This window comes from Bacillus sp. 11C (assembly GCF_055486375.1).
This window is the reverse complement of sequence record NZ_JBUPVZ010000024.1, coordinates 1-21,654: the sequence shown is the minus strand read 5'-3', so window position 1 is coordinate 21,654 and position 21,654 is coordinate 1. Positions and strand designations below refer to the sequence as shown.

General features: G+C 43.6%; 20 protein-coding genes and 2 pseudogenes. 8 read left to right on the top strand and 14 right to left on the bottom strand.

Annotation, left to right across the window (positions count from 1 at the left end; translation table 11 throughout):
- The 4 genes and pseudogenes from ACY3LV_RS20415 to ACY3LV_RS20400 all read right to left on the bottom strand — a co-directional run.
- Positions 1 to 547 (bottom strand): annotated as a pseudogene (locus ACY3LV_RS20415) (hypothetical protein); the annotation flags it as partial.
- Positions 548 to 962: 415 nt separating this feature from the next.
- Positions 963 to 2,147 carry a macrolide family glycosyltransferase gene (locus ACY3LV_RS20410; RefSeq protein ID WP_464864412.1) on the bottom strand — a complete coding sequence of 395 codons (1,185 nt, stop codon included), beginning with the start codon at positions 2,145 to 2,147 and terminating at the stop codon, positions 963 to 965.
- A gap of 157 nt (positions 2,148 to 2,304) precedes the next feature.
- Positions 2,305 to 3,567 (bottom strand): glycosyl hydrolase family 18 protein, encoded by a 1,263-nt coding sequence (locus tag ACY3LV_RS20405; RefSeq protein WP_464864411.1) that lies wholly within the window; start codon positions 3,565 to 3,567, stop codon positions 2,305 to 2,307.
- A 124-nt stretch (positions 3,568 to 3,691) separates the two neighbouring features.
- Positions 3,692 to 4,366 carry a GntR family transcriptional regulator gene (locus tag ACY3LV_RS20400; protein WP_148964498.1) on the bottom strand — a complete coding sequence of 225 codons (675 nt, stop codon included), beginning with the start codon at positions 4,364 to 4,366 and terminating at the stop codon, positions 3,692 to 3,694.
- Positions 4,367 to 4,613: 247 nt separating this feature from the next.
- Here ACY3LV_RS20400 and ACY3LV_RS20395 point away from each other — a divergent pair, with 247 nt between their 5' ends.
- Complete coding sequence (locus tag ACY3LV_RS20395) at positions 4,614 to 5,351, top strand: sulfite exporter TauE/SafE family protein (protein ID WP_148964499.1); 738 nt, start codon at positions 4,614 to 4,616, stop codon at positions 5,349 to 5,351.
- Positions 5,352 to 5,376: 25 nt separating this feature from the next.
- Here the strand turns inward: ACY3LV_RS20395 and ACY3LV_RS20390 are convergent, their stop codons facing one another.
- From ACY3LV_RS20390 to ACY3LV_RS20380, 3 genes are all read right to left on the bottom strand, one after another.
- Entirely contained in the window at positions 5,377 to 6,585 is a 1,209-nt protein-coding gene (locus tag ACY3LV_RS20390; protein ID WP_464864410.1) for an MFS transporter, read from the bottom strand.
- Between the two features lie 184 nt (positions 6,586 to 6,769).
- Complete coding sequence (locus tag ACY3LV_RS20385) at positions 6,770 to 7,093, bottom strand: AzlD domain-containing protein (RefSeq protein ID WP_148964501.1); 324 nt, start codon at positions 7,091 to 7,093, stop codon at positions 6,770 to 6,772.
- Positions 7,090 to 7,815, bottom strand: coding sequence for an AzlC family ABC transporter permease (locus ACY3LV_RS20380; RefSeq protein WP_464864409.1), 726 nt, complete (start codon positions 7,813 to 7,815; stop codon positions 7,090 to 7,092). Before ACY3LV_RS20380 ends, ACY3LV_RS20385 begins: the two co-directional genes overlap by 4 nt.
- Before the next feature lie 122 nt (positions 7,816 to 7,937).
- On the opposite strand from ACY3LV_RS20380, the gene ACY3LV_RS20375 reads away from it, so the two are divergent.
- The 3 genes from ACY3LV_RS20375 to ACY3LV_RS20365 all read left to right on the top strand — a co-directional run bounded on the left by ACY3LV_RS20375 (position 7,938) and on the right by ACY3LV_RS20365 (position 9,715).
- Complete coding sequence (locus ACY3LV_RS20375; RefSeq protein ID WP_333561116.1) at positions 7,938 to 8,495, top strand: helix-turn-helix domain-containing protein; 558 nt, start codon at positions 7,938 to 7,940, stop codon at positions 8,493 to 8,495.
- A gap of 80 nt (positions 8,496 to 8,575) precedes the next feature.
- Positions 8,576 to 9,070 carry a MarR family transcriptional regulator gene (locus ACY3LV_RS20370; RefSeq protein ID WP_464864408.1) on the top strand — a complete coding sequence of 165 codons (495 nt, stop codon included), beginning with the start codon at positions 8,576 to 8,578 and terminating at the stop codon, positions 9,068 to 9,070.
- Positions 9,071 to 9,085: 15 nt separating this feature from the next.
- Positions 9,086 to 9,715, top strand: coding sequence for a nitroreductase family protein (locus ACY3LV_RS20365; protein WP_087993576.1), 630 nt, complete (start codon positions 9,086 to 9,088; stop codon positions 9,713 to 9,715).
- Between the two features lie 96 nt (positions 9,716 to 9,811).
- Here the strand turns inward: ACY3LV_RS20365 and ACY3LV_RS20360 are convergent, their stop codons facing one another.
- Both ACY3LV_RS20360 and ACY3LV_RS20355 read right to left on the bottom strand, forming a co-directional pair.
- A complete protein-coding gene (locus tag ACY3LV_RS20360; RefSeq protein WP_464864407.1) occupies positions 9,812 to 12,469 on the bottom strand; it encodes an MMPL family transporter in 2,658 nt (885 codons plus the stop codon).
- A complete protein-coding gene (locus ACY3LV_RS20355) occupies positions 12,466 to 12,924 on the bottom strand; it encodes a MarR family transcriptional regulator (RefSeq protein WP_148964506.1) in 459 nt (152 codons plus the stop codon). Before ACY3LV_RS20355 ends, ACY3LV_RS20360 begins: the two co-directional genes overlap by 4 nt.
- Before the next feature lie 165 nt (positions 12,925 to 13,089).
- Here ACY3LV_RS20355 and dinB point away from each other — a divergent pair, with 165 nt between their 5' ends.
- The 3 genes from dinB to vmlR all read left to right on the top strand — a co-directional run bounded on the left by dinB (position 13,090) and on the right by vmlR (position 17,121).
- A complete protein-coding gene (gene dinB, locus ACY3LV_RS20350) occupies positions 13,090 to 13,608 on the top strand; it encodes a damage-inducible protein DinB (RefSeq protein WP_148964507.1) in 519 nt (172 codons plus the stop codon).
- Positions 13,609 to 13,779: 171 nt separating this feature from the next.
- A complete protein-coding gene (locus ACY3LV_RS20345) occupies positions 13,780 to 15,156 on the top strand; it encodes an amino acid permease (protein WP_087993573.1) in 1,377 nt (458 codons plus the stop codon).
- Between the two features lie 330 nt (positions 15,157 to 15,486).
- A complete protein-coding gene (gene vmlR / locus ACY3LV_RS20340) occupies positions 15,487 to 17,121 on the top strand; it encodes an ABC-F type ribosomal protection protein VmlR (protein WP_464864406.1) in 1,635 nt (544 codons plus the stop codon).
- A 39-nt stretch (positions 17,122 to 17,160) separates the two neighbouring features.
- Here vmlR and ACY3LV_RS20335 read toward each other — a convergent pair whose 3' ends face one another.
- Both ACY3LV_RS20335 and ACY3LV_RS20330 read right to left on the bottom strand, forming a co-directional pair.
- Positions 17,161 to 17,727, bottom strand: a complete 567-nt coding sequence (locus ACY3LV_RS20335) for a TetR/AcrR family transcriptional regulator (RefSeq protein ID WP_333519273.1) — start codon at positions 17,725 to 17,727, stop codon at positions 17,161 to 17,163.
- Positions 17,728 to 17,741: 14 nt separating this feature from the next.
- Positions 17,742 to 18,935, bottom strand: coding sequence for an MFS transporter (locus ACY3LV_RS20330; RefSeq protein WP_464864405.1), 1,194 nt, complete (start codon positions 18,933 to 18,935; stop codon positions 17,742 to 17,744).
- Positions 18,936 to 19,328: 393 nt separating this feature from the next.
- Here ACY3LV_RS20330 and ACY3LV_RS20325 point away from each other — a divergent pair.
- Positions 19,329 to 19,653: pseudogene (locus ACY3LV_RS20325) on the top strand (HIT family protein).
- A 10-nt stretch (positions 19,654 to 19,663) separates the two neighbouring features.
- On the opposite strand, the gene ACY3LV_RS20320 reads toward ACY3LV_RS20325, so the two are convergent.
- The 3 genes from ACY3LV_RS20320 to ACY3LV_RS20310 form a co-directional block, all read right to left on the bottom strand.
- Positions 19,664 to 20,137 carry a GNAT family N-acetyltransferase gene (locus ACY3LV_RS20320; protein ID WP_333561123.1) on the bottom strand — a complete coding sequence of 158 codons (474 nt, stop codon included), beginning with the start codon at positions 20,135 to 20,137 and terminating at the stop codon, positions 19,664 to 19,666.
- A 149-nt stretch (positions 20,138 to 20,286) separates the two neighbouring features.
- Positions 20,287 to 20,631, bottom strand: coding sequence for a DoxX family protein (locus tag ACY3LV_RS20315; protein WP_333561124.1), 345 nt, complete (start codon positions 20,629 to 20,631; stop codon positions 20,287 to 20,289).
- Positions 20,628 to 21,227, bottom strand: coding sequence for a TetR/AcrR family transcriptional regulator (locus tag ACY3LV_RS20310; protein WP_464864404.1), 600 nt, complete (start codon positions 21,225 to 21,227; stop codon positions 20,628 to 20,630). The genes ACY3LV_RS20315 and ACY3LV_RS20310 overlap by 4 nt, the downstream gene beginning before the upstream one ends.
- Positions 21,228 to 21,654: the final 427 nt, after the last annotated feature.

Genomic DNA, 21,654 nt, shown 5'->3' with positions numbered 1-21,654 from the left:
CCTGTTGCTCCGGTGGCTCCTGTTGCTCCTGCAGGTCCAGCGGGTCCAGTGGCTCCGGTGGCTCCGGTGGCTCCCGTAGCTCCTGTTGCTCCGGTGGCTCCTGTTGCTCCTGCAGGTCCAGCGGGTCCAGTGGCTCCCGTGGCTCCTGTTGCTCCTGCAGGTCCAGCGGGTCCAGCGGGTCCAGTGGCTCCCGTGGCTCCTGTTGCTCCCGTGGCTCCAGCGGGTCCAGCGGCTCCCGTAGCTCCTGTTGCTCCTGCAGGTCCAGCGGGTCCAGTGGCTCCCGTAGCTCCTGTTGCTCCGGTGGCTCCTGCAGGTCCAGCGGCTCCCGTAGCTCCTGTTGCTCCGGTGGCTCCTGTTGCTCCTGCAGGTCCAGCGGGTCCAGCGGGTCCAGCGGGTCCAGCGGGTCCAGCGGCTCCCGTAGCTCCTGTTGCTCCGGTGGCTCCTGTTGCTCCTGCAGGTCCAGCGGGTCCAGCGGGTCCAGCGGGTCCAGCGGGTCCAGCGGCTCCCGTAGCTCCTGTTGCTCCGGTGGCTCCTGTTGCTCCTGCACTGCCTGGGATACCGCGTAATCCGCGTGGTCCCTGCGGCCCTCTTGCCCCCCTTACGCAACAGCAACATCTACATGAATGTTTAAGCTCAGGATTTTTTTTAGGTCCTAATCTACAACTGGGGCTTGAAGAGTTAGATCCACAGTAAGGGCACCTATGTGACGGTTTTCGAGACATAATTTCTATTCACATCCTTTTACAGCTGCATTTCCCATACATTTATACATAATATGAAAAATGATTTTGAGTGTGAATTAATATGAAAGTATTTCTCCTGCTGCTGTCGCTCCCAGAAAATGAGCCCTTACAAATATATAATCCTTTTGCCAAAACCGATGATCCGCAAAATGGCTCCGGTTATTTCCAACAATGCTTATAAGACTCTTTTTTCTGATAGAGTCAAAGCTATTTTTGCTGTTATATTCTCTGATCTATAAAATGATCAATCCGCTCCATTACCACTTTCATATTCATGCAATCCTGAAAGCTTTGATTGATTTTTTGAATCCCTTCCTTATATCGGTCGTTATTCAACACTTCTTCCACTGCATGTTGTAAAGACTTCGCGGTTACATGGTCTTTAGATATTGTATAACCTGCTTGTAATTCAGTCAGTCGCTGGGCCACCATTGGCTGGTCCTTATCGTGCGGTATTACAACTAAAGGAACATTAAAATGAATGCCTTCATTTACACTGTTCATTCCCCCGTGAGTGATGAAAACATCTGATTGTTCCAACACTTCCAGTTGAGGCACATAAGCAGCAATGATAAAGTTCTCCGGCGCTTGCTTTAATCTTGTCAGATCAGTTTTTTCTCCCGCAGCTATCACGACCTTGCCCTTGACATCAGAAAAAGCATCTATACATAAGTTGAAAAACTCTTCAGTTTCGTCTAATACCGTTCCCATTGAAATATAGATGACTTTCTCATCTTTTAATTTCTCAATCGGGAAATCAGTTTTTTCCGCTCTCTTTGGAAAACTTGGACCGATAAACAGAAATTCATTGCCGAAACGACGGCTTTCCGGCTGAAAATATCTGCTTGTGTACACTACATTTAATTCACCTTTATTATTCATGAATTGCACCATATTTTCAGGTGATACACCATAATTTTGTTTCATCTCTAATAATAGATCTTCACATTCTTTATCCATTTGTAAAGGCACTTCTGAATCCGGGTGCAGAGGCAATATCTTTAAATGTTCTTCATCGAATAAGAAGGAAGCAGATGAAGAGATGCCCGGGATGTTGAGATAATCTCTGACTAGCTCCCCCGCACCGAATTTATCATAATAAACAAAGTCAAACTGAATGCTTTTTGACAACTCTTTTACAATACGTAGAATGTCTAGTGAGGTTTTGATATGAATTTTCAGGAAATCAAGAATGCCACTTGGCGTAGCGATATTGATAGGTGTTGTTCTCAGCAAATCCTGATGAAGATGGACAGTCGCTCCTACCGCTACCAATCTTTCTTTATACTTTTCAGTGGAGATATAATGGACATCATATCCTCTATCGGCAAAGGCTTTCGTAATGCCTAATGTAGGATTTACATGGCCTTCCGCGGGGAAATTTAAAATCAATACTTTTTTCATTTTGACTACTCCCTCTCACATCGTATCCTGATGTTTTGTTTGATCAGACTACTATTAATCGTAAAATGGGGCCGTAGCGCCATGCAAGGGACAAATGATTGAACTATTCTGCTGCTCTGGACTGAAATCTGAAAAGACACCAAGCTTTGGTGTCTATTTATACCTTTCTGATCGTAAAAAACTTCCGCAATAGCCATGGACCTGGCGTGAAACCCAAGGTTAACTGCCAAGCGCCTATAGCTTGCAATCCGTATTCCCGGACGATCAGCATTTTCCGGCTCATACTTCTGACATCTTCAAACCATACCTCATGCGTCCGCCCTTCTTCATCACTGTACCGGTAAAAAGGTGATTGATATTCGGCTGAATATTGGATCGGCGTTTGATACCTCATCGCTCTTTCGATTGCGTTTTGATTTGAAATGGCTGAAGCAACAGTTCCCGGCTGGTACGGGATGATCCAGTCGTACCCATAGAGAGGGACTCCGATGATGATTTTTCTGCGCGGCACCTGCGCAATCGCAAACTCAATGGTTCTCCTGATCTCAGTAATCGGCGCTACCGGGCCCGGCTCACTTCCTGCATGATGCCAATCATAAGCCATAATAAACATATAATCGACAACTGCTCCAATCCCTCCGTAATCGTAGCCTCTCAGCCATGGGATCTGATCGCTTGTTTTTGCCGGAACAGCTATCGTCAGCACATACCCTCCTGCCTGAAGGCGGTCTCTCAGTTGACGTAAAAACCCGGTAAATAGATCACGATCCGCGGCGCTTACCTGTTCAAAATCGATTGTCACCCCCCCATATCCTCTTGTGGAAACTAAGTAATAAATATTGTTGACCAGATTGGTTCTCGCGGTCGGGTTGTTTAAGACTTGGTGAACGATCTCCGTACTGAAGCCTTCTGATGTGAGATTCGTGATCGTTGCCAGCGGTGTGACTCGTCTTTGCCATGTTGTCTCAATCGCGGCCTTATCATTTAATTGGTTTGCAATGTCGCCGTTAGGTGCAATATGGTATTCGAAAATCGAAATCGAAGACGAGTATGGCGCAAAGTCATTAATTAACTCCCGATCGAGATCAGGATTTCGGAGCACATAAAAACTCAGCGTCCCCGCAACGTAATTTGAGATAGAAGGGATCGTTATTTTTGCTCTGACTTGTAAAGCATTTGGGCTGATGCCCGGGTTTGCGGCCCGCAGTCGCTCTAATGGAACAAACGCTTTTTCCGCAATGGCGGTCAGCGTGTCTCCCGGCTGCACTGTATATACATAAAGAGGGATTAGCAGAGCCTGCCCCGGCACGATATTCGTTTCGTCTAACCCATTCACACTCCGGATTTGATCAACAGCAGCATCGTATCTTCTGCCTATGGAAAACAAAGAATCACCAGGCCGGACGATATGGATAAACATGTGTAACCCCCATTATTCGTTAGTCAATCTATCATAAAATCTTATTACCATAATCCCTTATATATGTTAGTGAGCACAAAAAAACCAAGGGGCAAGATTCCCCTTGGGACGGATCACACAATAATCAATTCTCTTTTCTTTCTTCAAGCACATGCTTCAAGTGCTCACAGTCATGATTGAAATGAGCCTCCACATACTGTTTGGCTGCTTTTTTGTTTTTCTTTTTCACTTCTTCAAATATTTTGCGGTGTTCACTCAGTATCGTTTCTGCACGGTGGTCGCCAGTATAATTAAGGATTCTGCAAAAGTGAATCAGATCATTTACATGCTCAAGCAAATTTTTCAAATGTCTGTTATGGCTAAAATCGACAAGCAGCTCATGAAACTTTTGATTTAAACTGATGATTTCCGTATCTTCCATTCCGTTGTGAATGGCTTTTTCTGTTTCTTCAAGCTGTTTTTCAAGAATAGCAAGCTCTTCCCCATCCGCTTCGTTTATGACTAACTCAACTGCCAGCTGCTCCAGCGGAATTCTGATTTTATAAATCTCATCTACATCTTTTGCCGTTAACGACGTAATAGAAAATCCATTTCGGTCATCTGCTTTTAACAAACCGTCTTTCTCAAGCAGCCGCATGGCTTCCCTTATTGGAGAGCGGCTGACACCAAAGCTTTTCGCCAGCTGGGTTTCGTTTATCCGTTCCCCCGGCTTAAAAGTTCCGTTGAAGATCATTTTTTTCAGCTGGTTATAAAATTGCAGGTAGTAAGGAGTCGGTTTGTCTAATTTAAAATCGTCCATATATAATACCTCTTTTGAATATATTCATGGGCTTTTCTTCATGAAAATCATATAACAGATGGTAATGGGAAGCAATAAACTGCCTTGTCAAATCTCAGAATTCGGGGTACGATATGTTTGCTGAACGACGGTCGACGGACTACTGGAAACTGAAAAATCGGCATGTTTTTTCATCGTCAATAGAACACCATACCTCCGCCAGAATAGCACTTTTACATTTTTAGAATTTTTCAATGGAGGAAAAAATATGCTCATTATTCTTGTTATGTTTCTTCTCGGGATTATTTTAGGCTTTATTGGTGCCGGGGGTGCAGGCTTTGTCATTGCACTTTTAACTCTTCTTTTCCATGTTCCTATTCATACGGCTTTAGGCACTTCCCTCGCCGGGATGGCTTTCACCAGCTTATCAGGGGCGTATAGCCACTATCGTGAAGGCAACATTCAAATGAAAATCGGCTTAATAGTCGGATGCTTTGCTGCTGTCGGCTCATTTTTCGGCGCCAAACTGACATCGTTCATTCCGGCTGATTTGCTTCACTATTTGACGGCGGGAATGTTATTTTTATCAGCGATGCTCATTTTAATCAGATTATTTCTTTTAAAAGAGAAGGCTCAAATGAATCAGAGCCATCTTTCAACGTATACGAGAGCGGTCATCTTAGGAATTGTTTCCGGCGTTCTTTCCGGCACATTCGGAATCGGGTCGGCGCCTTTTATTCAAATCGGTTTAATGATCATGCTGAACCTGTCTATTCGCCATTCTGTCGGAACGACGATGCTTGTGATCATTCCCCTCGCTGTAGGTGGAGGAATCGGATACATTACAGAAGGTTTTGTCGATTATATACTGCTGATCAAAGTCTTGGTCGGCACGATGTGCGGTGCCTATGTAGGTGCGAAATTCACCAACCTTATGCCAAAGGTGGTTCTGAAATCGGCCATCTTCTTGACTCCGGCGATTGCGGGCCTGCTGTTATTATTCTAACTAAAACAAAAAACCTGACGCCATGTCAGGTTTTTTGCTCCGCTCGTTCTTTCGTTAATCCAAAAAACGCCAGAGAGCCGATGACCGCTGTCACAAACATGATCGCTCCCATTGGAATGGCAGTCGTTTCATTAATGCCTACAAGCGGGGAGACGATTGATCCGAGGAGAAGCGGCAGCATGCCGAGCAGCGCGCTTGCGCTTCCGGCTCGGTGCCCCTGCTTCTCCATGGCCAGCGTAAACGTGCTGGTCAAAACCATGCCAATTGTAATCATGTAAATGAAGATGGATATGACTAATGTGGCCAGAGGGCCGTGAATCATGGTCATAGTCAAAAGCACAGCCGTCGCAACCATAGCTGTAATGACCGCTATGCGAAGCAGTTTTTTTTCATGGATGATTCCGCCAAAGCGCCCGATCATAAAGCTGCCCGATATAATCGCCAGGCCGTTAATGCCAAAAAGAATACTAAACACCTGCGGCGACACCCCGTAAATACCCTGGTATACAAATGGCGTACCGGACACATATGCAAAGCTTCCTCCATGTATAAACCCAACAGTTAACGCGTACCCCATAAAGGACCGATCCCTCAGCAGGCTGCCCATCGTTTTGACAGATGTTCCGATTGAGCTTGGAATCCTTTTTTCCGGCGGCAGCGTTTCTTTTAGTCTAAATGCAATCAAAAGAACAAGTAAAAATCCGATGATCGTTAACACGTGAAAAATCGTATGCCACGTTGCAAATGGCAAAAGCAAAATGGCGCCGCCTGTCATAGGTGCTACCATTGGCGCAACTGCTGTAATGACCATTAACAGTGAGAAAAATTTAGAAAGCTCTCTTCCGGTAAACACATCGCGGACGATGGCGCGAGACAGCACAAGCCCTGCTGAAGCGGTGAACCCCTGTAAAAAACGCGCAGCTACTAATGTTGTAATATTGGGCGACAGCGCGCAAAACAGAGAAGATAACGCAAATAAAAAAATACAGATTAATAGCGGTTTCCGTCTTCCCTGCGCATCACTGACCGGCCCGACAATCAGCTGGCCGATGGTAAGCCCGACCAGACAGGCTGTTAAACTTAACTGTACAAGTGAAGCGCTTGCTGATAAATCATTCGCGATTTCAGGAAAACTCGGCAAATACATATCGATATTAAGCGGGCCCAATATAGCAAGCATGCCGAGCAGAAACGCCAATGCCAAGCGTTCTTTTCCAGTTGGGTTTTGCAGCATGTTATCAAACCTTCCCTTCAACCTAGTCCCTTATGTAAGATGTCAACTTCAACGATAGATTGAAGCTATAAAAACATTTGTATATTGTATCATAACTTTCAGTCTGTGAAAGCCGCTTAAAGCTTGAACGAAAGACACAGAAAGATCAAGGGCTACAGCCCTGATCTTGTGAGTATACCCTTTTCTATGTCCACAACCGCAAACCCGCCATAAGAAGTACACCGGTGATCACAGTAATGGATAAGCTTTTCGTTTTCATCGCAATCAAAAGAGTCGGGATCAAGATAACGGCTGCGGGCCAATTCAATTGAAGAGTATCATTTGACTGAATCATACAATCCTTTACGACAAGTGCTGTCAATATACAGACCGGCACATAGGAAAGCCACTTGAGCACGGGCTCCGGCAAAGTGATATTTCGAACAACTAAAAAGGGAATGACGCGGGGAATCATCGTGACCAGCGCACAGCCGATAATCACCATCAAGATGTATGTATTGACACTCATTTATCCGTCACCACCCCGATTGTTGCTACTATAACCGTTGATATGATGACCGCAAGATGAGACGGCATAAAGAAAGAAAAAACAACCATGGCAATCACCATATAGATCATGAGTGATACATAATGTTTAAGCTTCGCCGGCACAACATGTTCCAGTTGAAGAACCAGCAGCGCTAAAAACATAGCCGTCACCGCAAAATCCAGTCCGAACGATTCCGGATCGGTAATCCACTTGCCAAAAACAGCCCCCGCCACACAAGACAGCACCCAGCACGCATATGCTGTAAGATTTAAACCGAACATCCAGCGATCGTTAATCGGCTCGTTTTTGACAATCTTATTTGAAGCAACACCGAACGATTCATCTGTCACCATCATGCCGATACCTACATTTTTCGCCAGTGAATACTTTGAAAAATGAGGAGCAAGCGAGGCGCTTAATAGAAAATTCCGCAAATTCACAATAAACGTAGTCAGAATAATGGCGGACATCGGGCTGTTCGCCGCTAACAACGCACACATAATGAACTGGGCGCCGCCTGCAAAAACCAATCCTGACATTAACACAATCTCCATTACGCTTAAATGCGACGCAACCCCAACGATTCCGAGAGCCAAGCCTACACTGATGTAACCGATCAGCGTCGGAACACAATCTTGAAATCCCTGCAGGAATGTTGGCTCGTCAGTTTTTGCATGAGTCATTTCTTTTTCAGATATCATTCTGTCCTCCTCCTCCTCGTCTAACATATTATACACACGTATGTTATAACTGACAATAGAATGTGATAACAGACTTCCCTATGTTATAATGAAAGCGAATATGGACGTAAGGAGATACATGTATGGATGATATCCAAGCCATTATTGCAATGAATCTGGTCAAACTTAGAAAAAACAGAAACCTGACTCTTGATCAAGTTTCTGAATTAACGGGTGTCAGCAAAGCGATGCTCGGACAAATCGAAAAAGGAAAGTCCACCCCGACTGTCACTACACTATGGAAGATCGCAAACGGGCTTCAAGTCTCCTTTTCTGTATTTCTGAAAGAAGACAAGCCGATAGTTAGAAAAATTAATCTGAGGGATATTGAACCTGTTACAGATAATGAAGAAAACTACAGCGTCTACCCTTTTTTCCCCTACAATCCTGAAACAAAGTTTGAAATTTACGTTGTTGATCTGAAACCTGGATGTATTCATGAAGCAAAAACACATTTAGGAGAAGAATATCTTTTCATTAAAGAAGGCGAATTAACGGTTAATCTGCAGGGACAGGAGCACATGCTCGCTTCAGGAGACGCCCTGCAGTTTACAGGGTCAACCCCGCACAGCTACATCAATTCTTCTGAAGAAACGGCTAGCTTTTTTCTGCTGATGTTTTATCCTGAACCGCAAGAATAACACAAAACCTCCCTTCACATCTGGGGGGTTTTTCAAATATGCAAATGGCTTGCAAGTTGAAATCAATCATTGTATATTAATTGATGAGTCAATCATTGATATATCAATTAATTATGTTGACAAGAAAGAAGGGATGGGTTTTGGCGTCATTTTGTTCAGAGGAAGCCGAGATTTTATATCAGCTGCAAGGCGTGAACAAGGTGATTGGCGTGAAGTTCGAGGCATGCACGGGCATCAGCCAATCTCGTTTGGAATTGCTGTCATTGCTTTATTATGCAGATGAGATCAGTCAAAGCGACCTTCAAAAGAAAGTAAATATTGATAGCGCCGCCGTCACTAGACACCTAAAACAGCTGGAAGCCAAAGGCATGGTCTCAAGACGGCGCAAACCTGAGGACAACCGCATCACCCTTGTGCGGTTAACAGATCGAGGAAGAGAGCGGATCGAGTCTTCTAAGCAAGAAAAGGAGCGTTTCATGAAGGAAATGCTCGCGAATGTAAGTGCAGACGAGCGCCGCCTGCTCATTGATGTGCTGACGCGTATGCGTAACAGCATAGAAAATATCGAAGCTTAAGAGGAGTGTATCAACATGATCAAAACAAACGATTTTATGGAGATTATGAAAGGCCGCCGTTCTATTCGCAACTATGATCCGACGGTGAAAATCAGCAAAGAAGAGATGACAGCAATCTTAGAAGAATCAACAACGGCGCCATCTTCTGTCAACGCTCAGCCATGGCGTTTTCTCGTCATCGACAGCCCGGAAGGAAAAGAAAAGCTCGCACCGCTTGCAAGCTTCAACCAAACGCAAGTCACAACATCATCTGCTGTCATCGCTGTATTTGCAGACATGAACAATGCTGACTATCTAGAAGAAATCTATTCAAAAGCGGTGGAACTCGGTTATATGCCGCAGGAGGTAAAAGACAGACAAATCGCCGCGCTGACAGCTCATTTTGAAAAGCTTCCGGCGCAGGTGAACCGCGAAACGATCCTGATTGACGGCGGTCTCGTTTCAATGCAGCTGATGCTGACTGCACGCGCGCACGGCTACGATACAAACCCCATCGGCGGATACGATAAAGAAAACATCGCAGAAACCTTCGGATTAGATAAAGAACGTTATGTACCGGTCATGCTTCTTTCTATCGGAAAAGCAGCAGACGAAGGCTATGCTTCCTACCGTCTGCCGATTGATACAATTGCAGAATGGAAATAAAACAAAGAGCCCAGACGTAAGTTCTGGGCTCTGTTTTCATTTTGTTGCTGTCAACAATCAGACAAGAGAGATGGAAATTCCCACCTCTAGTCTCTATTATTCTTTGGTTTTCTTCCTGCCAAACGGCCACCAGTTTCCTTCTCCAAAGGTCACGATGATTGCCGGCATAAAGAGCGGAAGAATGACAAGGCCGTAAAGCAGCAGCCCGATAATGATAACACTTGCCACCTGCATCAGCGTATTGACGCCCGAGGGCATCATCGCCGCGAACGTGCCGGCCAAAATAATGGCCGCCGTAATAATGACTGATCCCATTTTGCTCATTGATCTGATGACACCTTGTTCAATGCCAAGGTGCACCTCCTCCTTAAATCGGTCAAGCAAGAAGATCGAATAATCTACGCCTAACGCGATCAAGATGACAAAGCTGAAGAACGGTACTGCCCAACTGACGCCGGCATTTCCCAGGCCGTTCACAAAAATCAATTCTGTTATGGAGATCGACGTATAGTATGTCAGCAGCAATGACGCGATCATATAAATCGGCATGATCATCGAGCGGAATAAAATGGTTAATACAATAAACAGACCTATAATCATAATCACCATTGTTCTGGAGAAGTCCGTTGTGGACAGCTCTTTTAAGTCCGCATTCACACTCGTGACACCGCCGTATACGATCTGTGCGTCCTCGAGAGGAGTGCCGTCAACTTCGTTTGCTACAGCTTTTTTGATTTGGTTCATTGTTGTAATGGCCTGTTCTGAATAAGGATTAGAGTCCAGGACGACGCTTAATTGTACGCCTTTGCCATCTGAAAATGAATATTGGTCAATTGACTTCTTAAAGTCTTTATCTTTCATGACTTGATCAGGAATGAATATGCCTGTATCCCTTACGGTTGAGCTTTTGCTCATATCCTCTAACATATCACTGGAAGCTGTTATGCCGTCAGTGATTTTCGTCAGGCCATCATTTGCGCTCTTCACGCCTGCAGCCAGCTTCTTCAGGCTTTCTGTCAGCGTTCCGGCTTGTGCCTTCTGGCCTGAGAGCTGCTGGTCCGCTTGTTCAAGACCGATTTGAATCTGTCCAAGCTGTCCGCTGATTGCCGTAAGCTGCTGTACGGTCTGTGCGGTATTGCCTGTTTGGGAAATCTGTTTGCTCACAAGCTGCAGCTGCTGATTGATTTTGTCTAAACCGTCTGCCGCATCGCCCAGTGAACCGCCGGAGCTGCTATTTGAGGCTGAGCCCGTTTGCCCCGCCATTTGATTCATTCCGTTTTTTATATCCGTTAAACCGCTCTGGACATCGGCAATTCCTTTACCCGTCTTATCCAGCCCGTCTGAAACCAAGCCTAGCTGTTTATCAATATATAAATCTTTGATTTTTTCACCAGTCGGCTGCGTGATGGTCATGACAGAGTCCACATGATCGACTTTCTCAATCGCTTTGCTGACATTTCCGAGATAAGGGATTGTATCAGCTGTTGTGAGTTCTTTGTCTCCTTTCACGACAACGTTGATCGGGAACGCTTTCCCTTCACCGAATCCATCTTTGATGGCCTCAAGAGCTTTTATTGATTTATAATCGCTGCTGATCTCTGCAGTCGAATCGAATGAAATCTGGTCATCATAGGTCAAAATGAACGGAAGCGTGATGATCACTGTAATGACAATAAACAGAAACGGACGCACAACCGAATGTCTGCCGAGAAACGCCCATAATTTATTATCACTGTGCGACAGCACTTTTTTAGAAGGCCAGAATAACTTTTCACCCAGTGTCACCATAAATAATGGCAGCAGTGTGTAGAGGATGATCATTAAAATTCCCACACCGACTGCGACTCCTACTGCTGATTGGAAAATCGCAAACTTCGCAAAGCCTAAGGCAGAAAACCCGATCAATACCGCAAATCCGCTGATAAATAAGGTTTTCCCTCCTGTACGATAAGCGATTAGCACCGCTTCTTTTTTGTCATGTCCATTTGCCAATTCTTCACGGAATCGGGTCAGAAGCAGTATGCAGTAATCTGTTCCGATGCCGAACAGGATGGCGACTAAGAAAGTTTGCGTAAACGTCGAGATAGGAAAATCAACATTGTACACAAGGATTCCCAATACGGATTGACTGATCAGATAAGAGAAACCGACAACCACAATCGGGATAAAAGGCGTCACAACAGAGCGGAACACGATCAGAAGTAAACCGATAATCAGGCAGACTGTGATCACTTCCGTTTTCTTGAGCCCTTCCTCTGAACTGTGAGCGAAATCCTGATTGATGAGAGATGCTCCTGTCATATATGCAGTTAAATCATTAGGAACGATTTTATACATGTCATTCGCGATTTTTTCCGCCTTTTTATCAGAACCTGTAATCGTGACAGGAATGAGAATCGTTTTCTTGTCTTTTGAGATTAATTGGTCTTTGACTTCTTTCTCCGCTGTCAAAGGGGACGTTACTTCTTCTACACCGTCGATCTTTTTGATTTTATCGATCATTGCGCGGAGCTGATCCTCTGTTTCTTTCTTCAAAGCGTGGTCTAATGTAAGAACCATACTGATCGAATTAGTGTCTTCTCCCGCTTGTTTTAAAATGGCATTTGCTTTTTCCGAAACAGCATCAGCGGGTAGCTGGGCCTGCCCTTTTTGATTGGCCAGTTCTGTTACGTTCGGAGAAAACAAACTCAATATCACGGTAAGTGCTAATATAATGGCTGCAATTGCCCACTTGAATTTGATGATTGCTCTCATTCGGCAGGATCTCCTCCTTTAAATTTGCTTTTTAGAATGGTGAATATCTCTATGATAGAGTTTAAGTGTTCCTCATCTATATCATCGATTAGCTCTTTAAGAGCGTTAAAGATGGCTGAATCTAATTTTTCCAGGATGTTTTCACCGCTGGCTGTGATGTGAATAAGCTTAGAGCGCTTATCACTTTTTGCCGGACAGTCATCCCATTCAACCAATCCTTTTTCAAGCAGCTTTTTCAGTCTGTTCGAAATCGCGCTCTTATGTACATTTTGATACATGGCCAGGCTGCCGGGAGAGGTTGGTCCTTTGACTTTTAAAATTTTTAACAGGTCCGCCTGTTCTCTGGAGATATGCTTGAAGACATCCTGATTGATTTCACGATGCACAAACTCTGTCCCCTCGAGTAATACTTCCACAAACAGGTTTATCGCCTGACATAGCTTTTGTTCATTCAACATCTTCCCCTCCTCATTATAGTTTATACCACTAAACTATATGATCAATGCCAATTAGTTTATTCCTCTAAACTATGTCTGTCAACCTATTTTATTCACAAACACTCCACAAAGAACACCTGTTCGTGTACAATGGAGTTATAAACACGAAGGGAGAAAATCCACATGCCAGATTTTCCACTACATTTTTATGAATATAACGTATGGGCTAATCAGCAAATATTCAACCGGTTAAAAGAGCTTCCAAAAGAGGTCTATCGCCAAGACATTCAAAGTGTGTTTCCGTCGATAGCCCATGTCTTGTCTCATGTTTACCTCTCCGACCTCGGCTGGATTGAAGTGTTTTGCGGCAAAAGCATGAACGATGCTCTGGCATTAGCTGAACAGCTTAAAGAACAGACAGAGACAAAAGAAATGGAGGAGATGGAAGCCCTGTTTCTGGAGTTATCCGAGCGCTACACATTATGTTTACAGCAAAACGAACAGATCGATAAACCCCTCCAGATTCAAAACCCCTCAGCCGGAATCATGGAAACGACTGTTTCCGAGCTGGTTCCTCACGTTGTTAATCACGGGACATACCACCGTGGCAATATCACAGCAATGCTGCGGCAGGCAGGATATGCATCCGCTCCGACAGATTATGGGCTCTACCTGTATTTGAAAAAAACAGAAATGGCATAAAACGACTGCGGCTCACTAAATGGAGCCGCTTTTATTATGAATTTTTTCAAAAAACATTAAAATTTCTTTTCATTTACCTTTATAGTAAAAAAGATAGAAATTTTAGTGTTATAATAATCATTAAAAACGTATTGCTGACTCAAAACAATTTTCAATGGAGGAACACACAAAGTGACAGACGATATGACGAAAGATAATATAAATCAGCAAACCTTGGAGAGAGGCTTAAAAAACAGGCACATCCAGCTCATCGCCATCGGCGGTGCTATTGGGACGGGGTTATTTCTCGGCTCAGGAAAATCAATTCATTTTGCCGGCCCGTCGATTTTATTTGCCTACTTGATCACAGGAATCATTTGCTTTTTAATTATGCGATCTCTGGGTGAACTGCTGTTATCGAATTTGAACTATCACTCTTTTGTTGATTTTGTACAAGACTATTTAGGCGATATGGCAGCCTTTATCACCGGCTGGACATACTGGTTCTGCTGGATTTCCATTGCGATGGCAGATCTGACAGCCGTCGGGCTTTACACTCAATATTGGCTCCCGGGTGTGCCGCAATGGGTGCCCGGCTTAATCGCTCTGATTGTTTTAATGATTATGAACCTGGCAACTGTCAAGCTTTTTGGAGAATTAGAATTTTGGTTTGCTTTAATTAAAGTCATTGCCATTTTGGCGCTGATCGCTATCGGTCTTGTGATGATCTTCAAAGGGTTTCCCACTAGCTCAGGAGCCTCCAGTTTCACAAATCTCTGGAGCCACGGAGGTATGTTCCCGAATGGAATGCACGGGTTTATCCTCTCGTTCCAGATGGTTGTGTTTGCCTTTGTCGGCATTGAGCTGGTCGGACTTACAGCCGGTGAAACAGAGAACCCTGAAAAAGTCATCCCTAAGGCGATCAACAATATCCCTATCCGGGTGCTGCTTTTCTATATCGGTGCTCTTCTTGTCATTATGAGCATCTATCCTTGGAATGTTATCAATCCTAGCGAAAGCCCATTCGTACAGGTATTTGTCGCGGTCGGCATCGTCGCGGCAGCAAGTATTATTAACTTTGTTGTGTTGACATCCGCTGCTTCAGCATGTAACAGCGCTGTGTTCAGTACAAGCCGTATGATCTATTCCTTGGCGAAAGATAATAATGCGCCTGAATCAATGGCGAAACTGACTCCGCGTAAAGTACCCAGAAATGCGTTGTTCTTTTCAGCTATCGTGATTTTAATCGGTGTCACGCTAAACTACATCATGCCAGAAGGCGTATTCACCCTGATCACAAGCATTTCAACCGTCTGCTTTATCTACATTTGGGGTATTACGGTCATCTGCCATATGAAATACCGGAAAACAAGACCTGAATTAGCGAAAACAAATAAGTTTAAGCTTCCGCTTTATCCGTTTTCAAACTACCTGATTCTTGCGTTTCTGGCGTTTATCATTGTTGTTTTAGCATTAGCTCAGGATACTCGAATTTCCTTATTTATCACGCCGGTTTGGTTTATTTTGCTGATTGTGGTTTATAAAGTGAGAAAAGCAAAGCATCAATAAGACTCGCAGCTCCTGCCTCAAAAATGAGAGCAGGAGTTTTTTGATGAAAAATATTCCAAATAGCCTTTGCTTTCGAATTTGAAGTTATGCTATAGTGTGTGTAATCAAAACAAGAAGGGATGATGGGTGGACAATGATTAACTAATCTTATTTTTACCGTTTGAAATCAATATTTCAAATCAGAAAAAATAGGATTAGTCTGCCCATTTTCTATATAGATGACACTGCTTTTTATGAACAATAGCTTATTTGATCATGCACAGGCGCGGCTAATCCTTCCAACACATTTGGGAGGATTTTTTGATTCTCCCTTTAAAGCGAGGGATATGAATGAAAGAGATTGTAACATTAACAAATGTCAGCTATGAAGTGATGAATCTGACTGTTTTTAAAAACGTAAATGCCAGTGTTCATCAAGGAGATATCATTGGGATTATCGGCAAAAATGGCGCTGGGAAATCGACGCTGCTTCACCTCATTCACAATGACTTAGCCCCTGCACAAGGACAAATCCGAAGACTTCGGCAGGATTTAAAAATGACGCTGGTAGAACAGGAAACCGCGTCGTATTCCTTTGCGGATCAGACGCCTGCCGAAAAGAAATTACTGGAGAAATGGTGTGTGCCCGTTCGAGATTTCCATCAATTAAGCGGCGGCGAAAAACTGAAAGCACGGCTGGCGAAAGGACTTTCAGAGAATGCAGATCTGTTACTGCTGGATGAACCGACAAATCACCTTGATGAGAAAAGTCTGCAATTTCTCATTCAACAGCTGAAACGTTATAGAGGCACTGTGATTCTTGTTTCTCACGATCGTTACTTTTTAGACGAAGCCGCAACAAAAATATGGTCGCTCGTTGCTCAAACCTTGATTGAATTCAAAGGAAATTACTCTGGGTATATGAAGTTCCGGGAAAAGAAAAGACTCACCCAGCAGCGTGAATATGAAAAGCAGCAAAAAATGGTTGAACGGATTGAAGCCCAAATGAATGAGCTTGCTTCATGGTCGGAAAAAGCCCACGCCCAATCGACGAAAAAGGAAGGATTTAAAGAATATCACCGTGTAAAAGCGAAGCGTACGGATGCCCAAATGAAATCTAAGCGGAAGCGGCTTGAACAAGAGCTGGAAAAAGCAAAAGCGGAACCCGTTGAGCCGGAATATCATGTACACTTTTCAATTGATACAACCCATAAAACGGGAAAACATTTTTTAGAAGTTCAGCATGTAACGAAGGCTTTTGGCGAAAGACTACTCTTTAAAAACGCACATTTTACAATTCAGCACGGTGAAAAGGTTGCGATCATAGGCCCCAATGGCAGCGGAAAAACGACATTACTGAAAATCATTCTGGGACAGGAAACAGCTGAGGGGAGTATATGGGTGTCGCCGTCTGCAAACATCGGCTATTTAACGCAGGAGGTGTTTGATTTGCCTTTAGAACAAACACCGGAAGAGTTATTTGAAAATGAAACATACGAAGCAAGGGGACACGTTCAAAATCTGATGAAACACTTAGGTTTTACAGCTTCCCAATGGACTCAGCCGATCAAGCATATGAGTATGGGCGAGCGTGTAAAGATTAAACTGATGGCTTATATCCTGGAGGAAAAAGACGTGTTGATTTTAGATGAGCCGACAAACCATCTCGACCTGCCGTCACGCGAACAGCTGGAAGAAACACTGTCACACTACAGCGGCACATTGCTGGCGGTGTCACATGACCGATACTTTCTCGAAAAAACAACAAACTGTAAACTCGTCATCTCGGACAATGGCATCGAAAAGCAGTTACATGACGCTCCTTCAGAAAGAAATGAGCGGGAAGAGCTTCGTTTAAAGTTTGAGACAGAAAGACAAGAAGTGCTGGGAAAGCTCAGTTTGATGGCGCCAAATGATAAAGGATACAAAGAGCTTGATCAGGCTTTCAATGAGATTACGAAACGAATGAAAGAGCTGGATCAATAACGTTAAGGGATACCAAGGGCTGTTCGCCCTTGGTATTTTTCAAGTTTTCGCCTTCAGCCCTTGCCAAAAAATATCGAAGGAAATCTCTAAAGATCGCTCAAAGGATTGTTTATTCTCGTAAACCAGCTGAATGTTCAGCCCATCGAAAAGAGTGATAAAGGCTATTGCACACTTTTCGGGCGGACAGGTGGTGCCCTCTTCTTTAAAAACAAGTGCAACTCGGCTTTTCAAAGCATGCAGAAACAGCAGGTACTGGGCTGAAATAAAATCACTTACTTCAACAGGAGCCTTAAACGACATCGCCTGCAAAAAGGCTACATTGGGCATGGCATGAAAGCGCGCCTGTGTTTCTTTTAAAAAAGCATATATAAGATTTTTGGCTGGCATATGCTTTCGGGATTCAAAAAAATCATTGATAAACGCTACTTCTTCTTCAACAATCTCGGGGTATACTTCCATCAACAGATCCTTTTTTGACGAGAAATGGTAGGACAGAGATTGTTTCCGAATCCCCAATTCTTTTGCAATATGCGCCATTTTTACTCCCTCGTAGCCAAGCTCATTAAATTGGCGAACGGCTGTGCGTTTTATATTCTCACGGGTCACTGTTCTGCCCTCCCCTAATTATTTAAATCCGTTTTCTCTTTTCTCTTGGAACAGATAAATAAAATATATAATAAAAGAAACAGCAGGTACACCAAAATGGAAACGATATAAATCTCCCGATAAGAATAGATCGTTGCCACTACACCTAATAACAACGAGCCTCCGCCAATTCCCATATCAAAAAAATTAAAGAATGTCCCCATAGCATCCTCATGTTCATGCTCTTGAACGAGATTAATACACCATGTCTGGATAGCCGGAAATATTGAACCAAATCCAAACCCGTAACATATCGCCGCAGCAAAAAACATAGCATCGGTTTGGGCAAGATACAGTATGGATAGCCCTGCTAAAGAGAATATTGAGGCGGGGATAAGGATAGCAGCCGCTCCAAACCGGTCAAACATTTTCCCAGAGATCAGGCGTATAAAAAAACTGGCTGCCGCAATCAGAAAGAAAAACATTCCGACACTTCGGAAACCCTTTTCCAGCGCATAGAGTGAAAAGAAGGACATGATCGCAGATGCAGCAATCCCGACTAATAATATGAGAAATGAAGGAAACAACACACGTTTTTCTAACACCTTGACCTTTACCATTCCCTTTTCAGCCGTGTCTTTTCCTTCAGACCGCCTCCGGACAAATACAGCCATTAGCACAGCCAGTAATAGAATAGACATCCCGCCTAGAAAAAGTCGCTGAAAATCATAAAGCTCCAGTGCCACGATACCAATCATCGGTCCAATCGAAACCGCAATCGTTTCGCCTACCCCAAAATATCCAATCCCCTCACCTCGGCGCTCCTTCGGAATAATTTCTGCGGCAATCGTCGCAAAATAAGTAGTCGCTAATCCAAAACCGGCACCATGTATGAAGCGAATGAGCAATAGAACGCTCACATCTGACGCAAGATAATATGCACCGGTTGAGCCGGCACTGATAACAATTCCAAATATAAGTAAATATTTTTTGTTAAATCGTTTAGCCAAAACCCCTGCAAAAGGACGTATGGCAATGGCAGATATCATAAAAATACCTGTAACCAACCCGACTTGCTTTGCACCACCCCCTAAAGCAGTAACAAACAAAGGCAATGTCGGCAATAACATTTCAAACACCATAAATAAAAATGCATTTGAAAGCGTGACAAAAATAAATGATAACGACCACATTTTTGCAGTGTATATTTTTTTCGCCTGTAACTCCATCAGTTCTTCTCCTTTTCTTTCGATCTACCATACTCACTTTATCTGACTTAAGTCAGATTGTAAACTTTAAAATCTTTAAAAATTTGTGATAAACATCTGTTTTTAAATATTTATCTCCAATAAAACTGACAATAGTCAGATTTATTTAAATGGACTAAAATAAGTTTGATTAGTCGTTACAGCCAAAGAGCTCCATAGAATGTTGACAATTTCATCTCATTACATAAAAAAAGAACAGCACACGCTGTCCTTTTTTCTTAATATTTTCAAACATCAAAACCCTTGATCTACCGAACCGAAATCCCCAATTCATGTAAAATGAATACAAAAAGAAGGTTAATAACAGAAGGAGACAGAAGAATTAATCAAACAACCAAAGTGAGGATGGATCATATGACTGAAGACTTTTATTGTGATGAAGTATTTAGCGGCAAAACGAAAGTACATAAGGTTCTAGAGACAGATAACGTATTGGCACGAAGCCTTTTTATCCAGTCCATATTGTGGCTGTCCCCAAGACAAGAAGCATATCTCCTCGTTGATCACCCTGGAAGACCACGATCATGGCTTGCTTCTTGAATTAATGGATGTCATTCAAAAGGTCGCTTCCATGGTGACGGGAGAAAAAGGCGCGTGCCGTGTGATCACCAACTTAGGAGCTTACCAGGACTCTAAACATTTACATTGGCATATTGTGTTTGGAGAACCGCTTAAGTAAGCGGCTTTGGTCAGTACAGCTGTTTCCGCATACGTATATTGGTCATGGCATAGCCCATCTTCTGATAAAGATGGACGGCTGTCTCGTTGTGCGCAAACACATGAAGAGCAAGTCTTTCCGCACCAAGCTTTCTTGCTCTTTCATCCAGCGTTTGAAGCGCCGATTGAGCCAGCCCTTTTCCGCGAAATGCTTCATACAATCCAAAGGAATAGATAAACGCTTCCTTCTGTGGATGGTGCGGATCAGCATACAGCCAGAGCCAGCCCACCCCTTCCCCTTGTTCATTTGTGATGTTCCAAAAGAAATGATTACTGCTGTTTCGTCCATTCGGAATCATTTTCTCATATGCCTGCTCCGATTTCTCAAACGCCTCTTTTTCCGTCCAAGTTCCCGACGCTATGTTTTGCTTCGCATAATTTTGCACGGATATCCCGCGAAATGCTTCGAACTCCTCCACAGTCATGTCTTCCAAGGTTAACGTCATTCTGTATTCCTCCTTATAAAAAAAGTCCAGCCAATGCCGGACAATCACTGCGTACAAATAAAAAATAAGCCGTTATAAGCCTCTGACTCTCTATCATTCGATAAGAGAAATCAATTTCCTGCAAATCAAAATAAAAGACTGTTAAAACATTACGTGAGCTCCCGAATCATGATCATGATCGAAGCAATCAAACAAATCATCGCAGGTATCGTCATGAGAACCGATTGACGCGCTCGAACAATGTGCGCATGAACCGCTCCCGCCATGAGAACGACAAACAGCACGCCTGCCCCCAACGCTGCATACCGATTCCAAATTCCCGCTGTCATGCAAAGCGCCCCGGCTATTTCCAGAATGCCAGTAACAGTCAGAAACGATAATGGATATTGATAATGCCGCCAGTGCTCAACTTGAAAGGGAACGCGGAACACCTTTATGATGCCTCCTGCGAGCATAAAAGCTGCCAAACTGACTTTCATAATCATCGATATCATCTTACGTCACGCCCGTTCGGAAGCATCCCGTATATTAAAAGATTCACAACCTGTGCGGCGAGACTTGCCGGATCTTTGATTCCGGTTAACAAAAATGAATTGGTTAAATGTACAATCATGCCGATCAAACACTCAGCCACCGTTTCCATGTCCAATTCGGAGCGAAAATACCCCATCCGTTGTTCTGCTTCTAAGTTCTCTTTCAAAACCATCGCCAAGTCTTTTTTCATTTGTTTCGCTTCTGGGTTCAGAAAAAAGCCGATCTTGGTTATATCCTTGTCCTCAGCCAGACATTGAAAAACAGTTTCCACAGCGGGCAGCACCCGTTTTGACACATCTGTCGTATTTAATCCGTTTTCCAGAAGAAGTGACTCTGTCAGCTTTTTTACACGAGAGTGAAAATCGGTGATTAACTCCTCAAAAATGGCTTCTTTGCTTTGAAAGTACAGATAAAAGGAAGGCTGCGTCAGTCCGGCTCTTTTCACAATGTCACTTACTTTCGTCTCATGAAATCCCCGAATCGCAAAATCATTGGCAGCTGCTTTGAGTAATCGTTTCCGGCTTTCTTCCCCTTTACGTCCTTTTTTGCTTTTCAACTAGGATCATCCTCCACAAAAAGATACTCAAAAGTAATATTATTTATGAGTATTATTTCATGCCATTGGATTTTATGTCAATGAATTTCAAACTGCCAACTTTCTTTATTCAAGGGTTTTGCTTGCAATGCATGATTTCTTTATCTTTGAAACAGCCATCCCGTTACCGATCGAAATCAGCAGGAATCTAGCTGAGGATCTGAGCAATTGCCGTTTCGCTGATTGTCTCTGATCAATTGCTGTTGAAATTGAGTTTTGATGACATAACACATGTATCCAGTCTTTAAAACAAGCATAGGTGGGGCGGCATGACATTGTTCCCTTTCAAAAGAAAAAAGCCCCTTAAAGGGGGCTTCAGCTTGTAGAGAAAACGACGTTTTTTCTACAAGCTTTTTTGTTTTCTGCTGTTTCTTTAGTTGTTCAGCTA

Bases quoted from the DNA above. Each gene is read 5' to 3' on its own strand.
- ACY3LV_RS20315 (WP_333561124.1), bottom strand. From the start codon at position 20,631: ATGATATCGATGATTATGAAAGTCAGTTTGGCAGCTTTTATGCTCGCA.
- ACY3LV_RS20390 (WP_464864410.1), bottom strand. From the start codon at position 6,585: ATGCTGCAAAACCCAACTGGAAAAGAACGCTTGGCATTGGCGTTTCTG.
- ACY3LV_RS20330 (WP_464864405.1), bottom strand. From the start codon at position 18,935: ATGGAGTTACAGGCGAAAAAAATATACACTGCAAAAATGTGGTCGTTA.
- vmlR (WP_464864406.1), top strand. From the start codon at position 15,487: ATGAAAGAGATTGTAACATTAACAAATGTCAGCTATGAAGTGATGAAT.
- ACY3LV_RS20405 (WP_464864411.1), bottom strand. From the start codon at position 3,567: ATGTTTATCCATATCGTCCGGCCTGGTGATTCTTTGTTTTCCATAGGC.
- ACY3LV_RS20385 (WP_148964501.1), bottom strand. From the start codon at position 7,093: ATGAGTGTCAATACATACATCTTGATGGTGATTATCGGCTGTGCGCTG.
- ACY3LV_RS20375 (WP_333561116.1), top strand. From the start codon at position 7,938: ATGGATGATATCCAAGCCATTATTGCAATGAATCTGGTCAAACTTAGA.
- ACY3LV_RS20365 (WP_087993576.1), top strand. From the start codon at position 9,086: ATGATCAAAACAAACGATTTTATGGAGATTATGAAAGGCCGCCGTTCT.
- ACY3LV_RS20380 (WP_464864409.1), bottom strand. From the start codon at position 7,815: ATGATATCTGAAAAAGAAATGACTCATGCAAAAACTGACGAGCCAACA.
- ACY3LV_RS20400 (WP_148964498.1), bottom strand. From the start codon at position 4,366: ATGGACGATTTTAAATTAGACAAACCGACTCCTTACTACCTGCAATTT.
- ACY3LV_RS20360 (WP_464864407.1), bottom strand. From the start codon at position 12,469: ATGAGAGCAATCATCAAATTCAAGTGGGCAATTGCAGCCATTATATTA.
- ACY3LV_RS20410 (WP_464864412.1), bottom strand. From the start codon at position 2,147: ATGAAAAAAGTATTGATTTTAAATTTCCCCGCGGAAGGCCATGTAAAT.
- ACY3LV_RS20320 (WP_333561123.1), bottom strand. From the start codon at position 20,137: ATGACGTTAACCTTGGAAGACATGACTGTGGAGGAGTTCGAAGCATTT.
- dinB (WP_148964507.1), top strand. From the start codon at position 13,090: ATGCCAGATTTTCCACTACATTTTTATGAATATAACGTATGGGCTAAT.
- ACY3LV_RS20395 (WP_148964499.1), top strand. From the start codon at position 4,614: ATGCTCATTATTCTTGTTATGTTTCTTCTCGGGATTATTTTAGGCTTT.